The organism is Ruegeria sp. AF7, from assembly GCF_056541885.1.
On the sequence record NZ_JBQFYX010000002.1, the window covers coordinates 64,538 to 81,791 of the forward strand.

The window sequence follows — 17,254 nt, forward strand, 5'->3', positions numbered from 1 at the left end:
TTCTTGCTATCTCAATCGACCGATTGTGTAGGTCGGGTTGATCTTTTCCCTTTCGATATAAGCCGTTAGGGATTCGTAATCCGGATGGTGCGACGTTTTTGTCTCAGCCGCCGCCAGCCCGCCCGAAATGAACAGGGAATCAATGCCTTCACCCATACCCCCCAGAATGTCCGTATGGGGGCCGTCGCCGATCACCAGAATGTCGCTGTCCGGGATATCATGTCCCAGTTCCTGCAACCTGCGGCGCGCCAGATCGTAGATCGGCGGGTGCGGTTTGCCGAAATACAAGCTCTCGCCGCCCATCTCGGTATAGAGCTTGGCCAAAGCGCCGGCACACCATTCGCGCACCTCGCCGCGATCGACAACAATATCGGGGTTTGCGCACAGCAGCTTCATGCCCATCTGCTTGGCATAGAGGAAATCGGGGCGGTTCACGTCCGGGTCAGCCATCGGATCAAAGGGACCACAGCAGACGATCCCTTCGGCCTCTCTTAGCGGGACACGTTCGATATGGATCGGGTGGTGCAGCAGTTTCAGTGGCTCGAAAAAGCCCGCATCGCGCTGCCATTCCCCCATGAAGTAAACCTTGTGCCCGACAGCACCACGGAACATCGCCGACCGCGCGGAATCGCCGCTGGTGGCGATGGTGTCATAGGCATCTGCGGGAACATTGAACTGCACCAGTTGCTCGGCCACACCCGCACGGGGTTTGGGCGAGTTCGTGACCAGCACGACAAGCCCCCCGTCCGCGCGATAGGCCTGAAGGGCTGCGACAGCTTCGGGATAGGCCGTGATTCCGTTGTGAACGCACCCCCACAGATCGACAAACAACGCTTTGTAGCGGGCAGAGATTTCGGAAAGCGCGTGAACGATCTGGGTCATATGTGGCCTCAAGCTGAAACTGCACGAGCCTTATGACCGATTGGCAAGGGATTGGCCACCAATCGATAGGTGGCCACCCTGTATTTCATCTGTCGGGTACAGGTCTGCCCAAGCGCAATGCCAAAGGCGCAGACTCAGGACTAATAATGCGAGGCCTGTTTTACTCAGAACGACAGACCCCGCGTGTTTCTTCAGACCTTCAGGTTCGGAATAATCTGCTTTTTACGGCTCATGATGCCCGGCAGAACCACGGCGTCGCCTTCGACGGATGCACCAAAGCTTTTCTCGGCAACGGTTTTGACCAGATCGTTGGGCACCAGCAGGGTGGCTTCCTCGTTCAGGATATCGACGACGAACAGCAGCACCTGGTCGACACCGTCTTCCTTGGCGACATCCACCATCGAACCCGCCAGGCTTGCCTTGCGGTCCAGAATGACGCCCGGCGCAGTGGTTTCCAGAACCGAGACGCGGAATTTGGTGCCATCGACCTCGTATTCCTTGCTGTCCATGCGGATCAGTTCGGCATCCGAGAAGGACGAGACATCCGATTTCGCCGCAAACATGTCTGCCGCGTAAGCCGAGATATCCAGCTCCAGCTCGGCTGCCAGCCGCTCAGCAACCGCGCGGTCATGGGGCGTGGTGGTGGGCGAGCGGAATTCCAGCGTGTCCGACAGGATGCAGGTCAGTGCCGCGCCCTTGATGGCATCGGGCATCTTGGCCGCATCGTCGCCCATCAGGTCGACCATGATGGTGGCCGTGCAGGCCAGCGGGCGCACGGTGATGTCGATCGGGCCTTTGGTTTCCAGACCACCGACCAGCTTGTGGTGGTCGATGACGGCGCGAATGTCCGCGTCATTTACATTGGCGGGCAGTTCGGCGGGGTTGTTGGTGTCGACGATGACCACCGGAGTGCCCGCGGCCAGATCGTTCAGGATACGTGGCTTGGGCAAATCCCAGTTGTCCAGCATGAACGCCGCTTCGGTGTTGGGCTCGCCCAACAGCACGGGCTCGGCCTGCACGCCTTTGATTTCGTTGAGGTACCACGACCACAGGATCGGCGAGCCTGTGGAATCGGTGTCGGGGGATTTGTGACCAAATACGAGCGTTGTCATGTCAGCGTCCTGCGGAATGGAAATTTGCGCGCCTTATAGGGCGGACAAACGCCCTTGTCACGCCACAGCAGCCCGTCTGCGACGCTTGGTCTGAAAACCGCTGAACCGGGCTAGAATGCGGCCCGTGTCAGCGTATATCCGGCCTGCTCCAGCTGGTTCAGCAAACCGTGATCGTCACTCAGATGACCTGCGCCGACCGCGATCACCGCTGTCTGATCCGTGATGGCCAGAATATGCTCCATCCACAGGGCATTCCGCTGGACCAGCATCTGCTGTTCGAACCCGTTCCATTCCTCATCGAAGACGTCCCGGCTCAGCCCGGATTCCTCGAACCCCTGCAGGCGGGCAAATTGTATGATCTCGGCGTGCTTTTCTTCCAGATATCCATTGGCCATGGTGGCCAGTTGATCGTTGCTTCCCATCATCGCCCCGGACAGGCGCACCAGTGACTCGACCTGCTGTTCCAGCGGGTGGCTGTCGAACATGGCGATCAGGTCGTCGATACGTTCCAGCGAGTATTGCGGAATGCCGTTTTCTGCGGCCAGGTCGTTCAGGCGGGCGTCCATACCGTAGGTCCCGTTCGGATCTTCCATCATGCAGGGCGGGATGCTCAGCATCATGGTCAAGAACCACGGTCGCATTTTGGCTGCCATCCAGCCGGGAATGCCGCGCTGGTTCAACGCGGTCGAGAATGCGGCCCAGTCTTCATCGCCCATCAGGTCAATCAGGGTCGGCCCGGATGTGATCATTATGGCGCTGAGATTATTGGCCAGATTCTTTTCGAAAGCGTCCATGTCAGTCTGGGTGACTTCGAAATAGAATGCGTCAGCCTTGCTCAGGTCCGGAGACAGGCGTTCAACCACCTTTTCCATGCGTTCGTCATACGTGTGCAGGGTGCCAATGATGTGCAGAACCGTGTCATCCTTGCGCGCAATCCAGTGGTTGCCTTCCGGAAAGGGGATGTCCGCCACGGCGCGTTGCAACTCGGCACGCGCGTCATCTGACAGCAGTGGGCGCAGGTCCTGCCCATCGCACGCAGCAGCAGCCGTGATCGGGGCCAGTAGAAAAGCAAGAAATGTCAGCAGGCGCATGAACCCATCCGGTGTTGTGTCATCAAGGTGCCCCAGACATAGCCATGCCTGCGACCTATGTTCAAGCAACCCGTCTGGTATTCCTCAACAATCTGCGTAGCATAGGCCCATGAACCGCGAGCAGGACCTCTATCCCCCGATCAAGGCGCTTTTGGAGCGTCAGGGATACACCGTCAAAGGAGAAGTGGGCGCAGCCGATATCGTCGCGATACGCGAAGACGAGCCGCCTGTGATTGTCGAGCTCAAGCTCAGGTTCACGCTGTCCCTGTTCCATCAGGCAATTGCCCGCCTGAAACTCACGGATCAGGTCTATATCGGGGTCAGCAAACCCACCGGGCGCACGGCCCGGCGGGCGCTCAGGGACAATATTGCGCTGTGCCGCAGGCTTGGTCTGGGTCTGATCACCGTACGTGTCGATGGCACGGTCGAGGTGCAATGCGATCCGGGGCCCTATGCGCCGCGCAAGAACAAGGCCAGGGCGGCGCGGCTGCTGCGCGAATTCGATCGGCTGGAGGGCGACCCCAATTCCGGGGGCGCGACACGCCATGGGATCGTGACGGCCTACCGTCAGGATGCGTTGAAATGCGCCGCCTTTCTGGCCGAACACGGCCCGGCCAAAGGGGCCGAGGTTGCCAGATCAGTGGGTGTTCCGGTCGCCACCCGGTTGATGCGGGAAAATCACTATGGCTGGTTCGAGAAGGTTGAAAAAGGTGTCTACGCACTTACCTCTGAGGGAACAGACGGCTTGAAACACTGGGCCTACAGCTGGGAACAGGCCGACTAGGCCGTTCTCAAAAAAATCCCAAACACCTTGTTGACTCGGCGTTTTAGACTCCCTAGCTATGCGTCGTTATCACTCATACACACCGAGTGCTAACGCCTCGTCGAAAGGCGAGGGGAGGATAAACAAAACTTTGAGCCCAAGGAGCTGCAAAGATGGCATTGAAACCGCTTCATGACCGTGTGCTGGTTCGCCGTACCGAAAGCGATGAAAAAACCGCAGGCGGACTGATCATTCCTGACAGCGCAAAAGAAAAGCCCAGCGAAGGCGAAGTCGTCGCAACCGGCGAAGGCGCGCGCAAGGACAGCGGCGAGCTGATCGCAATGGCGGTCAAGGCTGGCGACAAGATCCTGTTCGGCAAATGGTCGGGCACCGAGGTCCAGGTCGACGGCGAAGAGCTGCTGATGATGAAAGAAAGCGACATCATGGGGATCATCGAGTAAGCCCGCGCTTTCTCTGATCTTCCACTCAACACATTTTCTCAAGGAGAAACGACATGGCTGCAAAGGACGTCAAGTTCGACACCGATGCCCGCAACAAGATGCTGAAAGGCGTCAACATTCTGGCGGATGCTGTCAAAGTGACCCTGGGCCCCAAAGGCCGCAACGTGGTGCTGGACAAATCCTTCGGCGCACCGCGCATCACCAAAGACGGTGTTTCGGTTGCCAAGGAAATCGAACTGGAAGACAAGTTCGAAAACATGGGCGCGCAGATGGTGAAAGAAGTCGCCAGCCGCACCAATGACGAAGCCGGCGACGGCACCACCACCGCGACCGTTCTGGCGCAGGCCATCGTAAAAGAAGGTCTGAAGCAGGTTGCAGCGGGCCTGAACCCGATGGACCTGAAGCGCGGCATCGACCTGGCAACCGCCAAAGTTGTCGAAGGCATCCGTGCTGCTTCGCGCGAAGTCAAAGACTCGGCAGAAGTTGCTCAGGTTGGTACCATCTCGGCCAACGGCGAAGCTGAAATTGGCCAGCAGATCGCAGACGCGATGCAGAAGGTTGGCAACGAAGGCGTCATCACCGTCGAAGAAAACAAAGGTCTGGAAACCGAGACCGATGTTGTCGAAGGTATGCAGTTCGACCGCGGCTACCTGTCGCCTTACTTCGTCACCAACGCAGACAAGATGATCGCAGAGCTCGACGACTGCATGATCCTGCTGCACGAAAAGAAACTGTCCTCGCTGCAACCAATGGTTCCGCTGCTCGAGCAGGTCATCCAGTCGCAAAAGCCTCTGCTGATCATTGCTGAAGATGTTGAAGGCGAAGCGCTGGCAACTCTGGTTGTCAACAAACTGCGTGGTGGTCTGAAAATTGCTGCTGTCAAGGCACCGGGCTTCGGCGACCGCCGCAAAGCCATGCTGCAAGACATCGCAATCCTGACCGGTGGTCAGGTGATCAGCGAAGATCTGGGCATGAAGCTTGAGAATGTCACCATGGACATGCTGGGCACCGCCAAGAAGATCGAGATCAGCAAAGACGAAACCACCATCGTCGACGGTGCTGGCGAGAAAGCCGAGATCGAAGCACGTGTTGCTCAGATCCGCACCCAGATCGAAGAAACCTCGTCGGATTACGACCGTGAAAAACTGCAGGAACGCGTTGCCAAACTGGCAGGCGGTGTTGCCGTTATCCGCGTCGGCGGCATGACCGAAGTTGAAGTGAAAGAGCGTAAGGACCGTGTGGACGATGCTCTGAACGCAACACGCGCAGCCGTTCAGGAAGGCGTCGTTGTAGGCGGTGGTGTTGCTCTGGTTCAGGCCGGTAAAGCACTGGAATCGCTGAAAGGCGCGAACGCTGATCAGGACGCAGGCATCAACATCGTGCGTAAAGCCATCGAAGCGCCGCTGCGCCAGATCGCTGAAAACGCAGGCGTTGACGGTGCGGTTGTTGCAGGTAAAGTGCGCGAATCTTCGGATCCGTCCTTTGGTTTCAACGCTCAGACCGAAGAATATGGCGACATGTTCTCGTTCGGCGTGATCGATCCGGCCAAAGTTGTCCGTACCGCTTTGGAAGACGCGGCATCTGTTGCCGGCCTGCTGGTCACCACCGAAGCGATGGTTGCAGACAAGCCGCAAAAAGATGCGCCTGCTGGTGGCGGCATGCCCGACATGGGCGGCATGGGCGGCATGATGTAAGCACGTCGAATTCGCCTAAGCGAATTCTGACGACCCCTGACAGGCGTTTGGCTGCAAGGTCAAGCTGTCGAGAGGGGAAGCCAAAGTGCTCATGGACGGGGTCGCCTTTTGGCGGCCCCGTTTTGTTCCTGATGGCCGCAAGCGGCCATGCCTCCGGCGGGAGTATTTTGGAAAAGGTGAAGGCTGGGCCGCGTGTGCCCGAATTGTGAGTGTCCAACCCGCCGCCAAGTCGGTATGTGGTTGAAATGCGACTGTTCCTTCTGACCGCCCTGACCATGTGCGCCTTTGCGGCGAACTCCATTCTGAACCGGTTGGCTATCGACAGCGGGTCCAGTGATCCCGCGGGGTTTGCCATTGTCCGGGTTCTGGCGGGGGCGCTGGTTCTGGCCGCACTGGTGCTGCTGCGCAGAGGACATTTGCCCCTGCGCAACCGCAGGCGGTTTATCGGGGCCGGGTCGCTTTCCCTGTATATGATCGGGTTTTCAATTGCCTATCTGACGTTGGATGCGGGGCTGGGCGCGCTTATCCTGTTTGCCGTTGTGCAGATCACCATGTTCGCCGCCACCGCCCTTACCGGGGCCAAACCCACCCGACGACAGTTGGCCGGGGCAGCGATTGCACTGGGTGGTCTGGCCTGTGTCCTGTGGCCCACGGGAACAGTGCGGGTCGATCCGACCGGAACCGTTTTGATGATTGCAGCCGGGATCGGCTGGGCAGCCTATTCACTGGCCGGGCGGTCCGAGCCTGACGCATTGCAAGGCACGGCAGCGAATTTCATCGTCGCGCTGCCGGTGACCGCGCTGGCCCTGATGGCCACAGGGGCAGAGTGGCACATGACCGGAATGGGCTATCTCCTCGCGGTCCTTTCGGGTGGCGTAACATCTGGTCTGGGATACGCCTTGTGGTATCGCGTCCTGCCCCGGCTGGCACCGTCGACGGCGGCAGTCGTTCAGCTCAGCGTGCCGGTGATCGCGATTGTGGGCGGCGTGGTGCTGTTGGGGGAAAGCGCGGGCGTGCGGCTGCTTGTTGGTGCGGCACTGGTTTTGGGCGGTATCGCGCTGGCTGTCCTGCGACGTCAACGCGGGAAGGGCTTTTAACGCAGGTGCACAGGCTTTATCTGGCGGGTATGAGAATTCTGATCGCCCTGCTTTGTTGTCTATTTCCCGCCGTGGCCAACGCGAAATGCGTTGTCCTGCTGCACGGTCTTGCCCGGACCGAGGCGTCGTTCAGCGTGATGGAACAACTGTTCAAAGCGAATGGCTATTCCGTGGTGCGCCCCGGTTACCCTTCGACCGAAATCGGTATCCCCGAACTGGCCGAACAAACCATCCCGCAAGCGTTTGCAGCCTGCGGCACTGATACCGTCAATGTTGTCGCGCATTCCATGGGTGGCATCCTGTTGCGATACTGGTTGCAGGACCACAGCCCTGAAAACATGCGCCGTGTCGTCATGCTGGGGCCACCCAATCAGGGTAGCCAGCTGGTCGATGAACTCAGCGCGTGGGAGGTGTTCGGATACCTGAACGGCCCGGCCGGACTGCAACTGGGTACGGGCCCGGATAGTATTCCCAGCCGCCTGCCGCCCGTGGATTTCGAACTGGGGGTCATCGCAGGTGATCAGTCCCTGAACCTCGTGTTTTCATCTCTGATCGACGGCCCGGACGATGGCAAGGTGTCGGTCGAATCCACCAAAGTCGAAGGCATGGCCGATCATCTCGTCTTGCCGGTGACCCACACTTTCATGATGAACAACCCGCAGGTCATGGCACAGGCTCTGCACTTTATCGAATTTGGTCGGTTCGATCCCCAGATCACTTGGCTGGACGGTGTGATGGACGTAATAGACGAGATCTGCATCGGGCAGAATTGCTCGGAACCGGGGGCGGAGCCATCAGAATGACCACATTGGAACTGACATTGACCGGTGCCGAGGTTCTGCTACCGGATGAAGGGCTGTCACGCGCGGAGCTTTCCGTTGCAGGTGGGGTCATTCAGAAAGACGCAACCGGGCGGCGGATTGACCTGACCGGGTTTCTTGTTCTGCCAGGTATTGTCGACTTGCACGGCGATGGGTTCGAACGCCATATCGCCCCACGTCGCGGCGCGATGAAGCAGATGAATGAGGGCATTCTGTCGGTCGAGGCCGAACTGGCCGCCAACGGCATCACCACAGCCGTTCTGGCGCAGTTTTACAGCTGGGAAGGCGGCGTGCGCGGCCCGGACTTTGCCGCGCAGGTGTTTGCGGCCATCGCAGCGGTCAAGGGCAGCACGGTCACCGATCTGATCCCGCAATTGCGGTTCGAGACCAATATGCTCGCGGATTACGACGAGCTGGCCCTTCGCATCGCCGATTGGCAGGTGCCATACGTGGTCTTCAATGATCACCTGCCGCATGATCGTTTGGCACAGGGCAAGAAACCACCGCGCCTGACCGGGCAGGCATTGAAGGCCGGACGCAACCCAGAGGCGCATTTTGCGATGATGCTCGACATGCACGCCCGCAAGGCTGAGGTTCCGGCCGCGCTAAAAGCGCTCTGTTCGGACCTTGCGGACATGGGCGTGCGTCTGGGCAGCCACGATGACGCAACTGCCGAGGCGCGCGCCTGGTGGCGCGGCCAAGGGGTGCGCATTGCCGAGTTTCCCGAAACGCTTGAAGCCGCCGAGGCCGCGCGCGCTGCCGGGGATCACGTCATTCTCGGCTCACCCAATGTGGTCCGCGGCGGCTCGCATAAGGGCAACGCCAGCGCGGTAGAGCTGATTGCGATGGGGCTCTGTGATGCGCTGGCCTCGGACTACCATTATCCCAGTCCACGCCGCGCGGCGCTGATGCTGATCAAAACCGGGCTGCTGGATCTCGCAGGGGCCTGGGCGCTGATCTCATCCGGCCCCGCGCGGGTGCTGGACTTGCAGGACCGGGGCACGCTTGCGGCGGGCAAACGCGCCGATCTGGTAATCCTTGACGCAACCACTCACCGGGTCGCCGCGACATTGGCGGGCGGGCGCGTCAGCTACATGTCAGGGGATATCGCGGCGCGCTTTGTGGGGTGAAACCAGACCGGCTTCACCTTTTTCCAAATACTTTCGCCGAAGGCATCGCGCCGCAGCGCGATATTCTACCGCTTGATCCGGTTGAAATGTCCCATCTTGCGACCAGCCTTGACCTCGGCCTTGCCGTAAAGATGCAGCGCGACGTCCCGTTCGCGCGCCAGCTCGGGCACACGGTCCATATCGTCGCCAATCAGGTTCTCCATCACCACATCCGAGTGGCGCTGCCCGTCACCCAACGGCCAGCCTGCCACCGCGCGGATGTGCTGTTCGAACTGATCCACGGCGCAGCCATTCTGCGTCCAGTGGCCCGAATTATGCACGCGCGGCGCGATCTCGTTCACGATCAGCCCGCCGGATGTCACGAACAGCTCAACGCCCATGACACCGACATATTCCAGCGCGTTCAGGATATTGGCCGCCAGCAGGATGGCATCGGTGCGCTGGGTGGGGGACAGTCGGGCGGGGATGGTGGTGGTGTGCAGGATGCCGTCGCGGTGTACATTCTCACCCGGATCGAAACAGGCCACCTGACCGTCCAGCGCGCGCGCTGCAATGATCGAAACTTCGTGCGAGAAATCAACGAACCCCTCCAGAAGAGCAGGCGCACCAGCCATATCGGCCAGCGCGGCCTCGGTATCCCAGGGGTTGCGCAATCTGGCCTGCCCTTTGCCGTCATAACCAAAGCGGCGGGTCTTCAGGATCGCAGGCGTGCCGATTTCTTCGATGGCCGCAGTCAGGCTATCCAGATCGGTGATATCCGCAAACGGGGCCGTTTTCAGGCCAAGCCCCTGCAAAAACGTCTTCTCGGTCAGACGGTCCTGACTGACCCTCAGTGCCTCACGCCCGGGACGAATGGGGCGATGGGCTTCCAGAATATCCAGCGCCTCGGTCGGGATGTTCTCGAACTCATAGGTGATGACGTCCACCGCATCGGCAAAAGCCGTCAGGGCGTCGACATCGTCATAGGCCGCTGTCGTTACCCGATCCGCCACCTGCCCGGCAGGCGGGTTTGCGCCCGGCTCGTAGATGTGGCTGACAAACCCCAGCCGAGAGGCCGCCACCGACAGCATCCGGCCCAGCTGGCCACCGCCCAGAATCCCGATCACCGCACCTTGGGCGAGCATGTCCGCCATCGTCAATTCTCCAAACGTTTTCCAATTGCGCCAAGCGCCGCTCTCAGCGCCTCATGCGCGCCTTGTTCGATCAGGGTGCCCGTCATCTGCAGGCTCAAAGTACCTTCGGTCGCCAAAGCGTCGCGCTCCTGTGCCAACCGCCCGGCTGTACCTTTCTCCATCGCGGCGAGAAAACCCGCCATCAACTGCGTGGTATAAAACTCGGCCCCGTCCGCATCGCCGGTTACGTCACCCAGCCATTCGGCCCCGGTGGCCATCAGATCCAGAATGCCGGGAACCATGGCGCAAATGGCAAAATGCGCGTTCAGCGCCACCTCATCCGCAACCTTGACCACGGGGTTATCCGGCTCAAACAGCTCGGCCAGCAAGCGGTCATTGCCGAACGCCGCCATCGGGCAGCCACCGGACTGCAAGAACCCCAGCGGGATGGTCTGCACGAAATCCGAGGCTGGTGCGCAAAGCTTGGCCAGATCCTCGGCGGAAACGGCCGCCATAACTGACACGACCTTCTGATCGGCGCGAAAGGTCAGGGGGGCCAGAACCTCGGCCGCGATATGCGGGCGCAGGCACAGAAACACGATGTCCGAGGCGTCAATCACCGCCTGCGGCGGCGCGATAGTCACGCCCAGTTCGGCCTTCAGGGCGGCCGAGACCTCGGCGTTGCGTTCTGTCACGCTGATCTCATGCCCTTTGGCGGCCATCAGCCGCGCAATCGGCGCGGCGATATGCCCGGTGCCGATAAACCCGATCCGGCTCATCCCTGCGGTTCCTCGGGGATCGAGGCGGACAACGCGTCACGCCAGGCATCCAGCCGCGCGGCCAGGGCCTCATCCTGCAAGGCCAGAATGCCCGCTGCCATCAGGCCCGCATTGGCCCCGCCAGCGGACCCGATTGCCATGGTCGCCACGGGAAAGCCCTTGGGCATCTGCACAATGGAATACAGCGAATCCACCCCCGACAGGGCCCGCGTCTGCACAGGCACGCCAATCACCGGTACGCGTGTTTTCGAGGCCATCATACCCGGCAGATGTGCCGCTCCGCCAGCGCCCGCGATGATCACCTGCAACCCGCGCGACACGGCGGTCTTGCCATAGTCCCACAACCGGTCCGGGGTGCGATGGGCCGAAACGATACGCGCCTCATAAGCGATGCCCAGTTCATCCAGAATATCTGCGGCTTCCTTCATCGTGGGCCAGTCCGACTGGCTGCCCATGATGATCCCCACTGTCACATCGCTCATCCGCTTATGTCCCCGCGCTCAGAAAGAGCGCGCACTATAGCCAAATCCGCTTTTGTGGCAATGCGGTACAGGGCGTTCAGGCAATGATATCGGGGGTCAGGCGGTCTTCTATCAGGCGGATGAAGTCTTTCAGGCGCAGTTTTTCCTTTTTCAGGCGCCTAAGGGTCAACTGATCAGCCGTTCCTTTTTCGTGCAGCGCCTCGATCGCCTCATCAAGGTCGCGGTGCTGGCGGCGGAAAACCTCCAATTCAACCCGCAGAACTTCATCGGTTTTCATCGAAAGGTCGGTGGGCGCGTTCATTGGCGACTCGGGCTTGTTGTGGTGCTTGCCCAACAAGATAGTGTGTCAGACGTTATCGCGCCAGACCTTGTGGACATCCTGGTTTCTTCCCATATTCTATAACAAGCGGTTGCCGGAACGGGACCGCGCACCACGTCGCTTTGACAATAAAGGACGAAAATACGTGTCGAAACTTACTCTTGGCTCATACCCGCATCTTTTGGGGTTCGAGCAGCTGGAACGCCTTTTGGAACGGTCTGCCAAGGCCGGTAACGAAGGATACCCGCCCTATAACATCGAACAGACCTCGGACTTTTCCTACCGCATCACCCTTGCGGTGGCCGGGTTCGCCGAAGAGGATCTGTCGATCACCATCGAGGATCGCCAACTGGTGATCCGGGGCCGTCAGCGCGACGACAGCGAGGGGCGCATCTTCCTGCACCGTGGTATCGCGGCGCGTCAGTTTCAGCGCATGTTCGTGCTGGCCGACGGGGTCGAGGTGGGCGAGGCGATCATGGAAAACGGTCTGCTGCACGTGGATCTGACCCGCGCCGTGCCGGAAACAGTGGTTCAGACAATCAACATACGGAAGGGGTAAGAGCAATGAATACACCGATTGAAATCAACACCGAAGGCGATCGTATCGTCTATGTGAAAACAGTCGACGTTGCCGATCTGCCGCGTGATCTGCGCGATCAGGCAGGTGATCTGGATCACCTTTATGCCGTGCACGATTCCGATGGGCAGCAACTGGCGCTTGTGGCCGACCGCAAGCTGGCCTTTGTTCTAGCCCGTCAGCACGACCTGTCACCTGTGGCCGTTCACTGAACGGCCCCTTTGTCCCGGTGGGGCTGTAACGTTCCCCTCAACACACGCGCATCGGCGAAACTGCCGCTTTTAACCTGTAACGGAGCCGACTGCATGAGCTGGTTTGAATTCGACTGGGTAGACGCCTTCACCAATCGTGCATTTGGCGGCAACGGTTGTGCCGTGGTCCACGGCGGCGCGGGTCTCTCGGCCGAGGTCTGCATGGCCTATGTGCTCGAAACCTCTCTGGTCGAATGCACATTCACCGGCCCGTCCGACGTGGCCGACATCCGCGTCCGGTATTTTCTGGCCAGCCGCGAAATTCCCTTTGCCGGGCACCCGACGATTGCCACCGTAGCGGCGATGCGGTCGCGCGGCATGATCTCCGGCGATAACCTGACGCTGGAAACCGGCGCTGGCATTGTTTCGATCGGATTGCAGGGCGAACAGATTGAAATGACGCAGGTCGCCCCGCAATTTGGTGCGCATGTGCCAGCCGATCTGGTGGCAAAGGCGATCAGCCTGCCACAAGATGCCATCATCTCGCCACCCCGGATGGTTTCAACCGGCTTACCCTTCTGTGTCACCGTTCTGCGCGATCATGACGCTTTGCGCGCGGCCCTCCTGTCCGAGGACGCGCTGCGCAAAGTGGCTGCGACGGCAGGGTATTCCGGCTCGGACATGGCCGAGCCTTTCCTCGTGACGCTCAAAGGGGCCACCGACGCGGGCGATACGTTCTCGCGCTTGCTTATGGCTCCGCCCAGCCCGCCCGAAGATCCGTTTACCGGGTCCGCCACCGGGGCCATGGCGGCCTATCTGTGGAAATATGGGCTGATGACCAAAGACAGTTTCGTTGCGGAACAGGGGCACGATATGGGTCGCCCCGGTCAGGCCGTTGTCACGCGCGTTGGCCCCAGCGACGCGATGACGGGAATCAAGGTTGCCGGTCAGGGGCACATCCTGATGCGCGGGCAGGTTGATCTGCCAGAAGCCACCCAGTAGCCAAACCGTTCCCGTCCCCAGGGACTGCCCGGAACACCTCAGCCCATAAAAACAAAAAACGGCCCCCGAAAACCGGAGGCCGCTGCATTCATTCATCTGGTTCAGCCTGCTGCGATCAGGCCCATGCTTTCCAGCTTCAGCAGCACCTGATGGGCGCAGTTGTCGACCTCGACATTCTCGGTCTCGACACGCAATTCGGGGTTCTGAGGCACGTCATACGGGTCCGAGATTCCGGTGAATTCCTTGATCTTGCCTTCGCGGGCCAGCTTGTACAGACCCTTGCGGTCGCGCCGCTCACACTCTTCGATGGTGGTCGCGACATGCACTTCGCAGAAGGCACCGAACTGCTCGATCTCTTCGCGTACCGCGCGGCGCGTGGTGGCATAAGGTGCGATCGGGGCGCAGATGGCGATGCCACCGTTCTTGGTGATCTCGGATGCCACATAGCCGATCCGGCGGATGTTCAGGTCGCGATGCTCTTTCGAGAAACCCAGTTCGGATGACAGGTTTTTCCGCACGATATCGCCATCCAGCAACGTGACCGGACGGCCCCCCATCTCCATCAGCTTGACCATAAGCGCGTTGGCGATGGTGGACTTGCCCGAGCCCGAGAAGCCGGTGAAGAACACGGTAAAGCCCTGCTGGCTGCGTGGCGGCTTGGTCTTGCGCAGCTCTGCCACCACTTCGGGAAAGCTGAACCATTCGGGGATTTCCAGACCCTCGGCCAGACGGCGGCGCAGCTCGGTGCCCGAGATGTTCAGGATCGTGACATTGTCCTTGTCCAGAATCTCGTCATTCGGCTCGTATTGCGCGCGTTCCTGCACATAGACCATGTGTTTGAAATCGACCATCTCGACGCCGATCTCGTCCTGGAACTGGCGGAACAGATCCTGCGCGTCATAGGGGCCATAGAAATCTTCCCCGGCCGAGTTCTTGCCCGGACCCGCGTGATCGCGGCCAACGATGAAATGGGTGCAGCCATGGTTGGCGCGGATTAGCCCGTGCCAGACCGCCTCGCGCGGGCCAGCCATACGCATGGCCAGATTCAGCAGGCTCATCGAGGTGGTGGATGCGGGATACTTGTCCAGCACCGCCTCATAGCAGCGCACGCGGGTAAAGTGGTCCACGTCGCCGGGCTTGGTCATGCCGACGACCGGGTGGATCAGCAGGTTGGCCTGCGCTTCCTTGGCGGCGCGGAAGGTCAGCTCCTGGTGCGCACGGTGCAAGGGGTTGCGGGTTTGGAAGGCCACGATCCGGCGCCAGCCCAGCTTGCGGAAATAGGCGCGCAGCTCGTTCGGCGTATCGCGGCGACCGCGGAAGTCATAGTGAACAGGCTGTTGGATGCCCACGACAGGGCCACCCAGATAGACCTTGCCCGCCACATTGTGCAGATAATTCACAGCCGGGTGGGCATCGTCATCGGCACCAAAAACCTTCTCGGCCTCGCGGGCCTTGTTCGGGGTCCAGCGGTCAGTGACCGTCATGGTGCCCAGAATCACGCCTTCCTGATCGCGCAGCGCGATATCCTGACCCAGTTCGATCTTGTCCGCAAAATCTTCGCTGACGTCCAGCGTGATGGGCATCGGCCAAAGCGTGCCATCAGCCAGACGCATGTTTTCGACGACATTGTCGTAATCGGCTTCGCTCAGGAAACCTTTGAGCGGGTTGAAACCGCCATTCATCAGCAGTTCCAGATCACAGATCTGGCGCGGGCTCAGATCCCAGCTGGTCAGGTCGGCGGCTTCGACCTTCAGTTTCTGGGCCGAGTCATACGACACGTAAAGTTCGGGAATGGGGGCCAGATTGCTTAACATCGTCATCTGAATACTCTTATCGCAGTGTTGTGTTGCCAGTGATTCAAGGGCGTTTTCGGGGCATTTGCACCGACTGTCGCGCGAAGTCCACTGGCGTCAATGAAACAAAGGACGATATGCGCTGATTTCTCGCGGATTGGAAGGAATTTCCAACTCTGAAATCAAAATGATGATCTGGTTCCTTGGGGCGTAGATAATCCGATCATGCAAGGTATGACTGTTCCTGTTTTTGCGTGTGCGGCGTAAGCCCGGAGGCACGGGTGACTGGCAGGGCGGGAATCGGATCGGCAACGCCGCGCAACTGGAACAACCGTATACCCTCCGACGACAGGTCCATGCCCGCGGCCTTCAACACCTCTTGTGAGACCAGCAGTTCGACCCCCAACGCCTTGGTTTCGCTTTCCAGTCGGCTGGCCACATTGACGGCGTCGCCGATGATCGTTCTCGCGGCATGTCCCTGCGCGCCAATCTCACCCAGCACCAGATCACCAAGGTGTAAGCCCATTCCGATGCGAATCCCGGGGCTGCCTTCGGCCTCAAGCTGCTCGTTGAACCGGTCGAGGGCATGGCTGATATCTATCGCAGCCTTCAACCCCGCGCTGGCGGATGCGGCCGCATCGGGTTTCTCGAAAACCGCCAGCAACCCGTCGCCCATATACTTGTCCACGACACCGCCGTCCTTGGTGATGGCAGGTACGACGGCGTCGAAGAACCGGTTCAGCAGGAACACGATATCATAGGGCAGCTGACCCGTCGTGCGGGCGGTAAATCCGCGCATGTCCAGAAACAGCACGGCCAGTTTCCGTTCCTGCCCCTGACTGGCATGCCCGCGAACGCGCCCGCCATCCGGTTGAAAAACGCGGAAAACGGTGGTCGGTTCCGTCGGGCGGATCTGGCAGGCCAGCCGTGTCTGCGGTGAGGCGCCGACAGCGGCCAGGCTGCGGGCCTCGACATCGCCGGGCGGGGGCAGGGCGTTAGCGCCTTCCTCGATGATGACGCGGCATGTGGTGCAGCGTCCCTTCCCGCCGCACAAGGCCGTATGGGGCACACTATGTGCCTGCGAAATCTCAAGCAGTGTCATGCCCTTTTCGGCATCCACCTCGGGCCCGTTGCTGTAACTTACCCGCACCGAATGCCTGCGCCGCCACAGCTTGCGCCCGATATACACAAGACCCGTGGCCGCCAAGGCGAGCCAGAACGCCAAAAGGGCATTATCCTTGACGGTGAACATGGTCTGGAACGCCTCGGGCGAGGGCCAGTTGTAATGCTCGATATATTGTTCCCGCAGAAACTCATCCGCGAATTCCAACCAAATGCGGCGGCCCTCGGTCAGCAGACCGGCCAAGGCGAACATGGGGATGAAGACGGCAACACCGATCAGATAGGGTACGGCGCTGGACCACCATTTCGTCAGCCGTAACCACATATGCAGCCCGATACAGCCATGCACCCAGACGATCAGCAACAGTGCGCTTTGCATCCAAATCACGGTGCTGGGCCACATCAGGATGATGATATACCCCATCTCGTCATTGACGTCATAGATCTCGTGCGCGACCCGCGTCTGGATGACATGCGAGATCAGCTGCAAAGGTATCAGCAGACCCAGAACAATCTGCAACGCCGTGCTGAACGGCATGCGCAGGGTCCGGCGTTGTGCGATCGAAGCTAGCGCCAGACCGGCATGAGTGAACAACGCCGCATAAAGCAGCAGGCTCATAAAACTGTGCCGCGTCACCGCTGTTCGACCGTCCTGCATCCCGTGCAGATAATCGGTGTGAAACAGGCCCAGTCCGATGTTGATGAAATGGAAGAAAGCGAAAGCAAACAGAACCAACCCGCTGCCGATCCGAAGCCGGGCTGCCCAACCGCCACGCCACAAAGCGCTCTTCAAGAATACCACCTGTATCGCTGTTCGCCGTGGTTG

At 60.0% G+C, this 17,254-nt stretch carries 18 protein-coding genes; 9 read left to right on the forward strand and 9 right to left on the reverse strand.

Annotation, left to right across the window (positions count from 1 at the left end):
• Window positions 1-6 precede the first annotated feature (6 nt).
• The 3 genes from ACR0AP_RS05790 to ACR0AP_RS05800 form a co-directional block, all read right to left on the reverse strand.
• Entirely contained in the window at window positions 7-882 is an 876-nt protein-coding gene (locus tag ACR0AP_RS05790) for a TIGR01459 family HAD-type hydrolase (protein ID WP_480505905.1), read from the reverse strand.
• 191 nt (window positions 883-1,073) lie between these two features.
• Window positions 1,074-1,994, reverse strand: a complete 921-nt coding sequence (locus ACR0AP_RS05795) for a manganese-dependent inorganic pyrophosphatase (RefSeq protein WP_480505906.1) — start codon at window positions 1,992-1,994, stop codon at window positions 1,074-1,076.
• A gap of 110 nt (window positions 1,995-2,104) precedes the next feature.
• Window positions 2,105-3,085, reverse strand: a complete 981-nt coding sequence (locus tag ACR0AP_RS05800) for a TraB/GumN family protein (protein WP_480505908.1) — start codon at window positions 3,083-3,085, stop codon at window positions 2,105-2,107.
• A 109-nt stretch (window positions 3,086-3,194) separates the two neighbouring features.
• Here ACR0AP_RS05800 and ACR0AP_RS05805 point away from each other — a divergent pair, with 109 nt between their 5' ends.
• From ACR0AP_RS05805 to ACR0AP_RS05830, 6 genes are all read left to right on the forward strand, one after another.
• On the forward strand, window positions 3,195-3,869 hold the full coding sequence (locus ACR0AP_RS05805) for a DUF2161 domain-containing phosphodiesterase (RefSeq protein WP_480505910.1): 675 nt from the start codon (window positions 3,195-3,197) through the stop codon (window positions 3,867-3,869).
• A 152-nt stretch (window positions 3,870-4,021) separates the two neighbouring features.
• A complete protein-coding gene (groES, locus tag ACR0AP_RS05810) occupies window positions 4,022-4,309 on the forward strand; it encodes a co-chaperone GroES (protein ID WP_170536247.1) in 288 nt (95 codons plus the stop codon).
• Between the two features lie 53 nt (window positions 4,310-4,362).
• Window positions 4,363-6,003 carry a chaperonin GroEL gene (groL, locus tag ACR0AP_RS05815; protein WP_480505912.1) on the forward strand — a complete coding sequence of 547 codons (1,641 nt, stop codon included), beginning with the start codon at window positions 4,363-4,365 and terminating at the stop codon, window positions 6,001-6,003.
• A gap of 245 nt (window positions 6,004-6,248) precedes the next feature.
• Window positions 6,249-7,100, forward strand: coding sequence for a DMT family transporter (locus ACR0AP_RS05820; RefSeq protein ID WP_480505914.1), 852 nt, complete (start codon window positions 6,249-6,251; stop codon window positions 7,098-7,100).
• 29 nt (window positions 7,101-7,129) lie between these two features.
• Entirely contained in the window at window positions 7,130-7,903 is a 774-nt protein-coding gene (locus tag ACR0AP_RS05825; RefSeq protein WP_480505916.1) for an alpha/beta fold hydrolase, read from the forward strand.
• Complete coding sequence (locus ACR0AP_RS05830) at window positions 7,900-9,051, forward strand: alpha-D-ribose 1-methylphosphonate 5-triphosphate diphosphatase (protein WP_480505918.1); 1,152 nt, start codon at window positions 7,900-7,902, stop codon at window positions 9,049-9,051. The genes ACR0AP_RS05825 and ACR0AP_RS05830 overlap by 4 nt, the downstream gene beginning before the upstream one ends.
• A 65-nt stretch (window positions 9,052-9,116) precedes the next feature.
• On the opposite strand, the gene ACR0AP_RS05835 is transcribed toward ACR0AP_RS05830, so the two are convergent.
• The 4 genes from ACR0AP_RS05835 to ACR0AP_RS05850 form a co-directional block, all read right to left on the reverse strand.
• Window positions 9,117-10,184 (reverse strand): 5-(carboxyamino)imidazole ribonucleotide synthase, encoded by a 1,068-nt coding sequence (locus ACR0AP_RS05835; RefSeq protein ID WP_480505919.1) that lies wholly within the window; start codon window positions 10,182-10,184, stop codon window positions 9,117-9,119.
• A 2-nt stretch (window positions 10,185-10,186) separates the two neighbouring features.
• Window positions 10,187-10,942, reverse strand: a complete 756-nt coding sequence (locus ACR0AP_RS05840; RefSeq protein WP_480505921.1) for an NAD(P)-binding domain-containing protein — start codon at window positions 10,940-10,942, stop codon at window positions 10,187-10,189.
• Window positions 10,939-11,424, reverse strand: coding sequence for a 5-(carboxyamino)imidazole ribonucleotide mutase (gene purE / locus ACR0AP_RS05845; protein ID WP_267362974.1), 486 nt, complete (start codon window positions 11,422-11,424; stop codon window positions 10,939-10,941). Before purE ends, ACR0AP_RS05840 begins: the two co-directional genes overlap by 4 nt.
• A 76-nt stretch (window positions 11,425-11,500) precedes the next feature.
• A complete protein-coding gene (locus ACR0AP_RS05850; protein ID WP_209504778.1) occupies window positions 11,501-11,725 on the reverse strand; it encodes a YdcH family protein in 225 nt (74 codons plus the stop codon).
• 163 nt (window positions 11,726-11,888) lie between these two features.
• Here ACR0AP_RS05850 and ACR0AP_RS05855 point away from each other — a divergent pair, with 163 nt between their 5' ends.
• From ACR0AP_RS05855 to ACR0AP_RS05865, 3 genes are all read left to right on the forward strand, one after another.
• On the forward strand, window positions 11,889-12,302 hold the full coding sequence (locus ACR0AP_RS05855) for an Hsp20 family protein (protein ID WP_058275530.1): 414 nt from the start codon (window positions 11,889-11,891) through the stop codon (window positions 12,300-12,302).
• A 5-nt stretch (window positions 12,303-12,307) separates the two neighbouring features.
• A complete protein-coding gene (locus ACR0AP_RS05860; protein WP_209504776.1) occupies window positions 12,308-12,532 on the forward strand; it encodes a DUF1150 family protein in 225 nt (74 codons plus the stop codon).
• Window positions 12,533-12,625: 93 nt separating this feature from the next.
• Window positions 12,626-13,513: a PhzF family phenazine biosynthesis protein gene (locus tag ACR0AP_RS05865; protein WP_480505922.1), complete on the forward strand. Its 888-nt coding sequence runs from the start codon at window positions 12,626-12,628 to the stop codon at window positions 13,511-13,513.
• 101 nt (window positions 13,514-13,614) lie between these two features.
• Here the strand turns inward: ACR0AP_RS05865 and ACR0AP_RS05870 are convergent, their stop codons facing one another.
• Both ACR0AP_RS05870 and ACR0AP_RS05875 read right to left on the reverse strand, forming a co-directional pair.
• Window positions 13,615-15,333: a bifunctional sulfate adenylyltransferase/adenylylsulfate kinase gene (locus ACR0AP_RS05870; RefSeq protein ID WP_267362968.1), complete on the reverse strand. Its 1,719-nt coding sequence runs from the start codon at window positions 15,331-15,333 to the stop codon at window positions 13,615-13,617.
• A gap of 196 nt (window positions 15,334-15,529) precedes the next feature.
• Entirely contained in the window at window positions 15,530-17,221 is a 1,692-nt protein-coding gene (locus tag ACR0AP_RS05875) for an adenylate/guanylate cyclase domain-containing protein (protein ID WP_480505924.1), read from the reverse strand.
• Window positions 17,222-17,254 lie beyond the last annotated feature (33 nt).

Excerpts from the sequence above, each read along its gene's own strand:
- ACR0AP_RS05825 (WP_480505916.1), top strand. The coding sequence starts at position 7,130 with ATGAGAATTCTGATCGCCCTGCTTTGTTGTCTATTTCCCGCCGTGGCC.
- ACR0AP_RS05850 (WP_209504778.1), bottom strand. The coding sequence starts at position 11,725 with ATGAACGCGCCCACCGACCTTTCGATGAAAACCGATGAAGTTCTGCGG.
- ACR0AP_RS05840 (WP_480505921.1), bottom strand. The coding sequence starts at position 10,942 with ATGAGCCGGATCGGGTTTATCGGCACCGGGCATATCGCCGCGCCGATT.
- ACR0AP_RS05830 (WP_480505918.1), top strand. The coding sequence starts at position 7,900 with ATGACCACATTGGAACTGACATTGACCGGTGCCGAGGTTCTGCTACCG.
- ACR0AP_RS05790 (WP_480505905.1), bottom strand. The coding sequence starts at position 882 with ATGACCCAGATCGTTCACGCGCTTTCCGAAATCTCTGCCCGCTACAAA.
- ACR0AP_RS05835 (WP_480505919.1), bottom strand. The coding sequence starts at position 10,184 with ATGGCGGACATGCTCGCCCAAGGTGCGGTGATCGGGATTCTGGGCGGT.
- ACR0AP_RS05860 (WP_209504776.1), top strand. The coding sequence starts at position 12,308 with ATGAATACACCGATTGAAATCAACACCGAAGGCGATCGTATCGTCTAT.
- ACR0AP_RS05865 (WP_480505922.1), top strand. The coding sequence starts at position 12,626 with ATGAGCTGGTTTGAATTCGACTGGGTAGACGCCTTCACCAATCGTGCA.
- ACR0AP_RS05870 (WP_267362968.1), bottom strand. The coding sequence starts at position 15,333 with ATGACGATGTTAAGCAATCTGGCCCCCATTCCCGAACTTTACGTGTCG.
- ACR0AP_RS05820 (WP_480505914.1), top strand. The coding sequence starts at position 6,249 with ATGCGACTGTTCCTTCTGACCGCCCTGACCATGTGCGCCTTTGCGGCG.
- ACR0AP_RS05805 (WP_480505910.1), top strand. The coding sequence starts at position 3,195 with ATGAACCGCGAGCAGGACCTCTATCCCCCGATCAAGGCGCTTTTGGAG.
- ACR0AP_RS05795 (WP_480505906.1), bottom strand. The coding sequence starts at position 1,994 with ATGACAACGCTCGTATTTGGTCACAAATCCCCCGACACCGATTCCACA.
- ACR0AP_RS05800 (WP_480505908.1), bottom strand. The coding sequence starts at position 3,085 with ATGCGCCTGCTGACATTTCTTGCTTTTCTACTGGCCCCGATCACGGCT.
- groL (WP_480505912.1), top strand. The coding sequence starts at position 4,363 with ATGGCTGCAAAGGACGTCAAGTTCGACACCGATGCCCGCAACAAGATG.
- groES (WP_170536247.1), top strand. The coding sequence starts at position 4,022 with ATGGCATTGAAACCGCTTCATGACCGTGTGCTGGTTCGCCGTACCGAA.
- purE (WP_267362974.1), bottom strand. The coding sequence starts at position 11,424 with ATGAGCGATGTGACAGTGGGGATCATCATGGGCAGCCAGTCGGACTGG.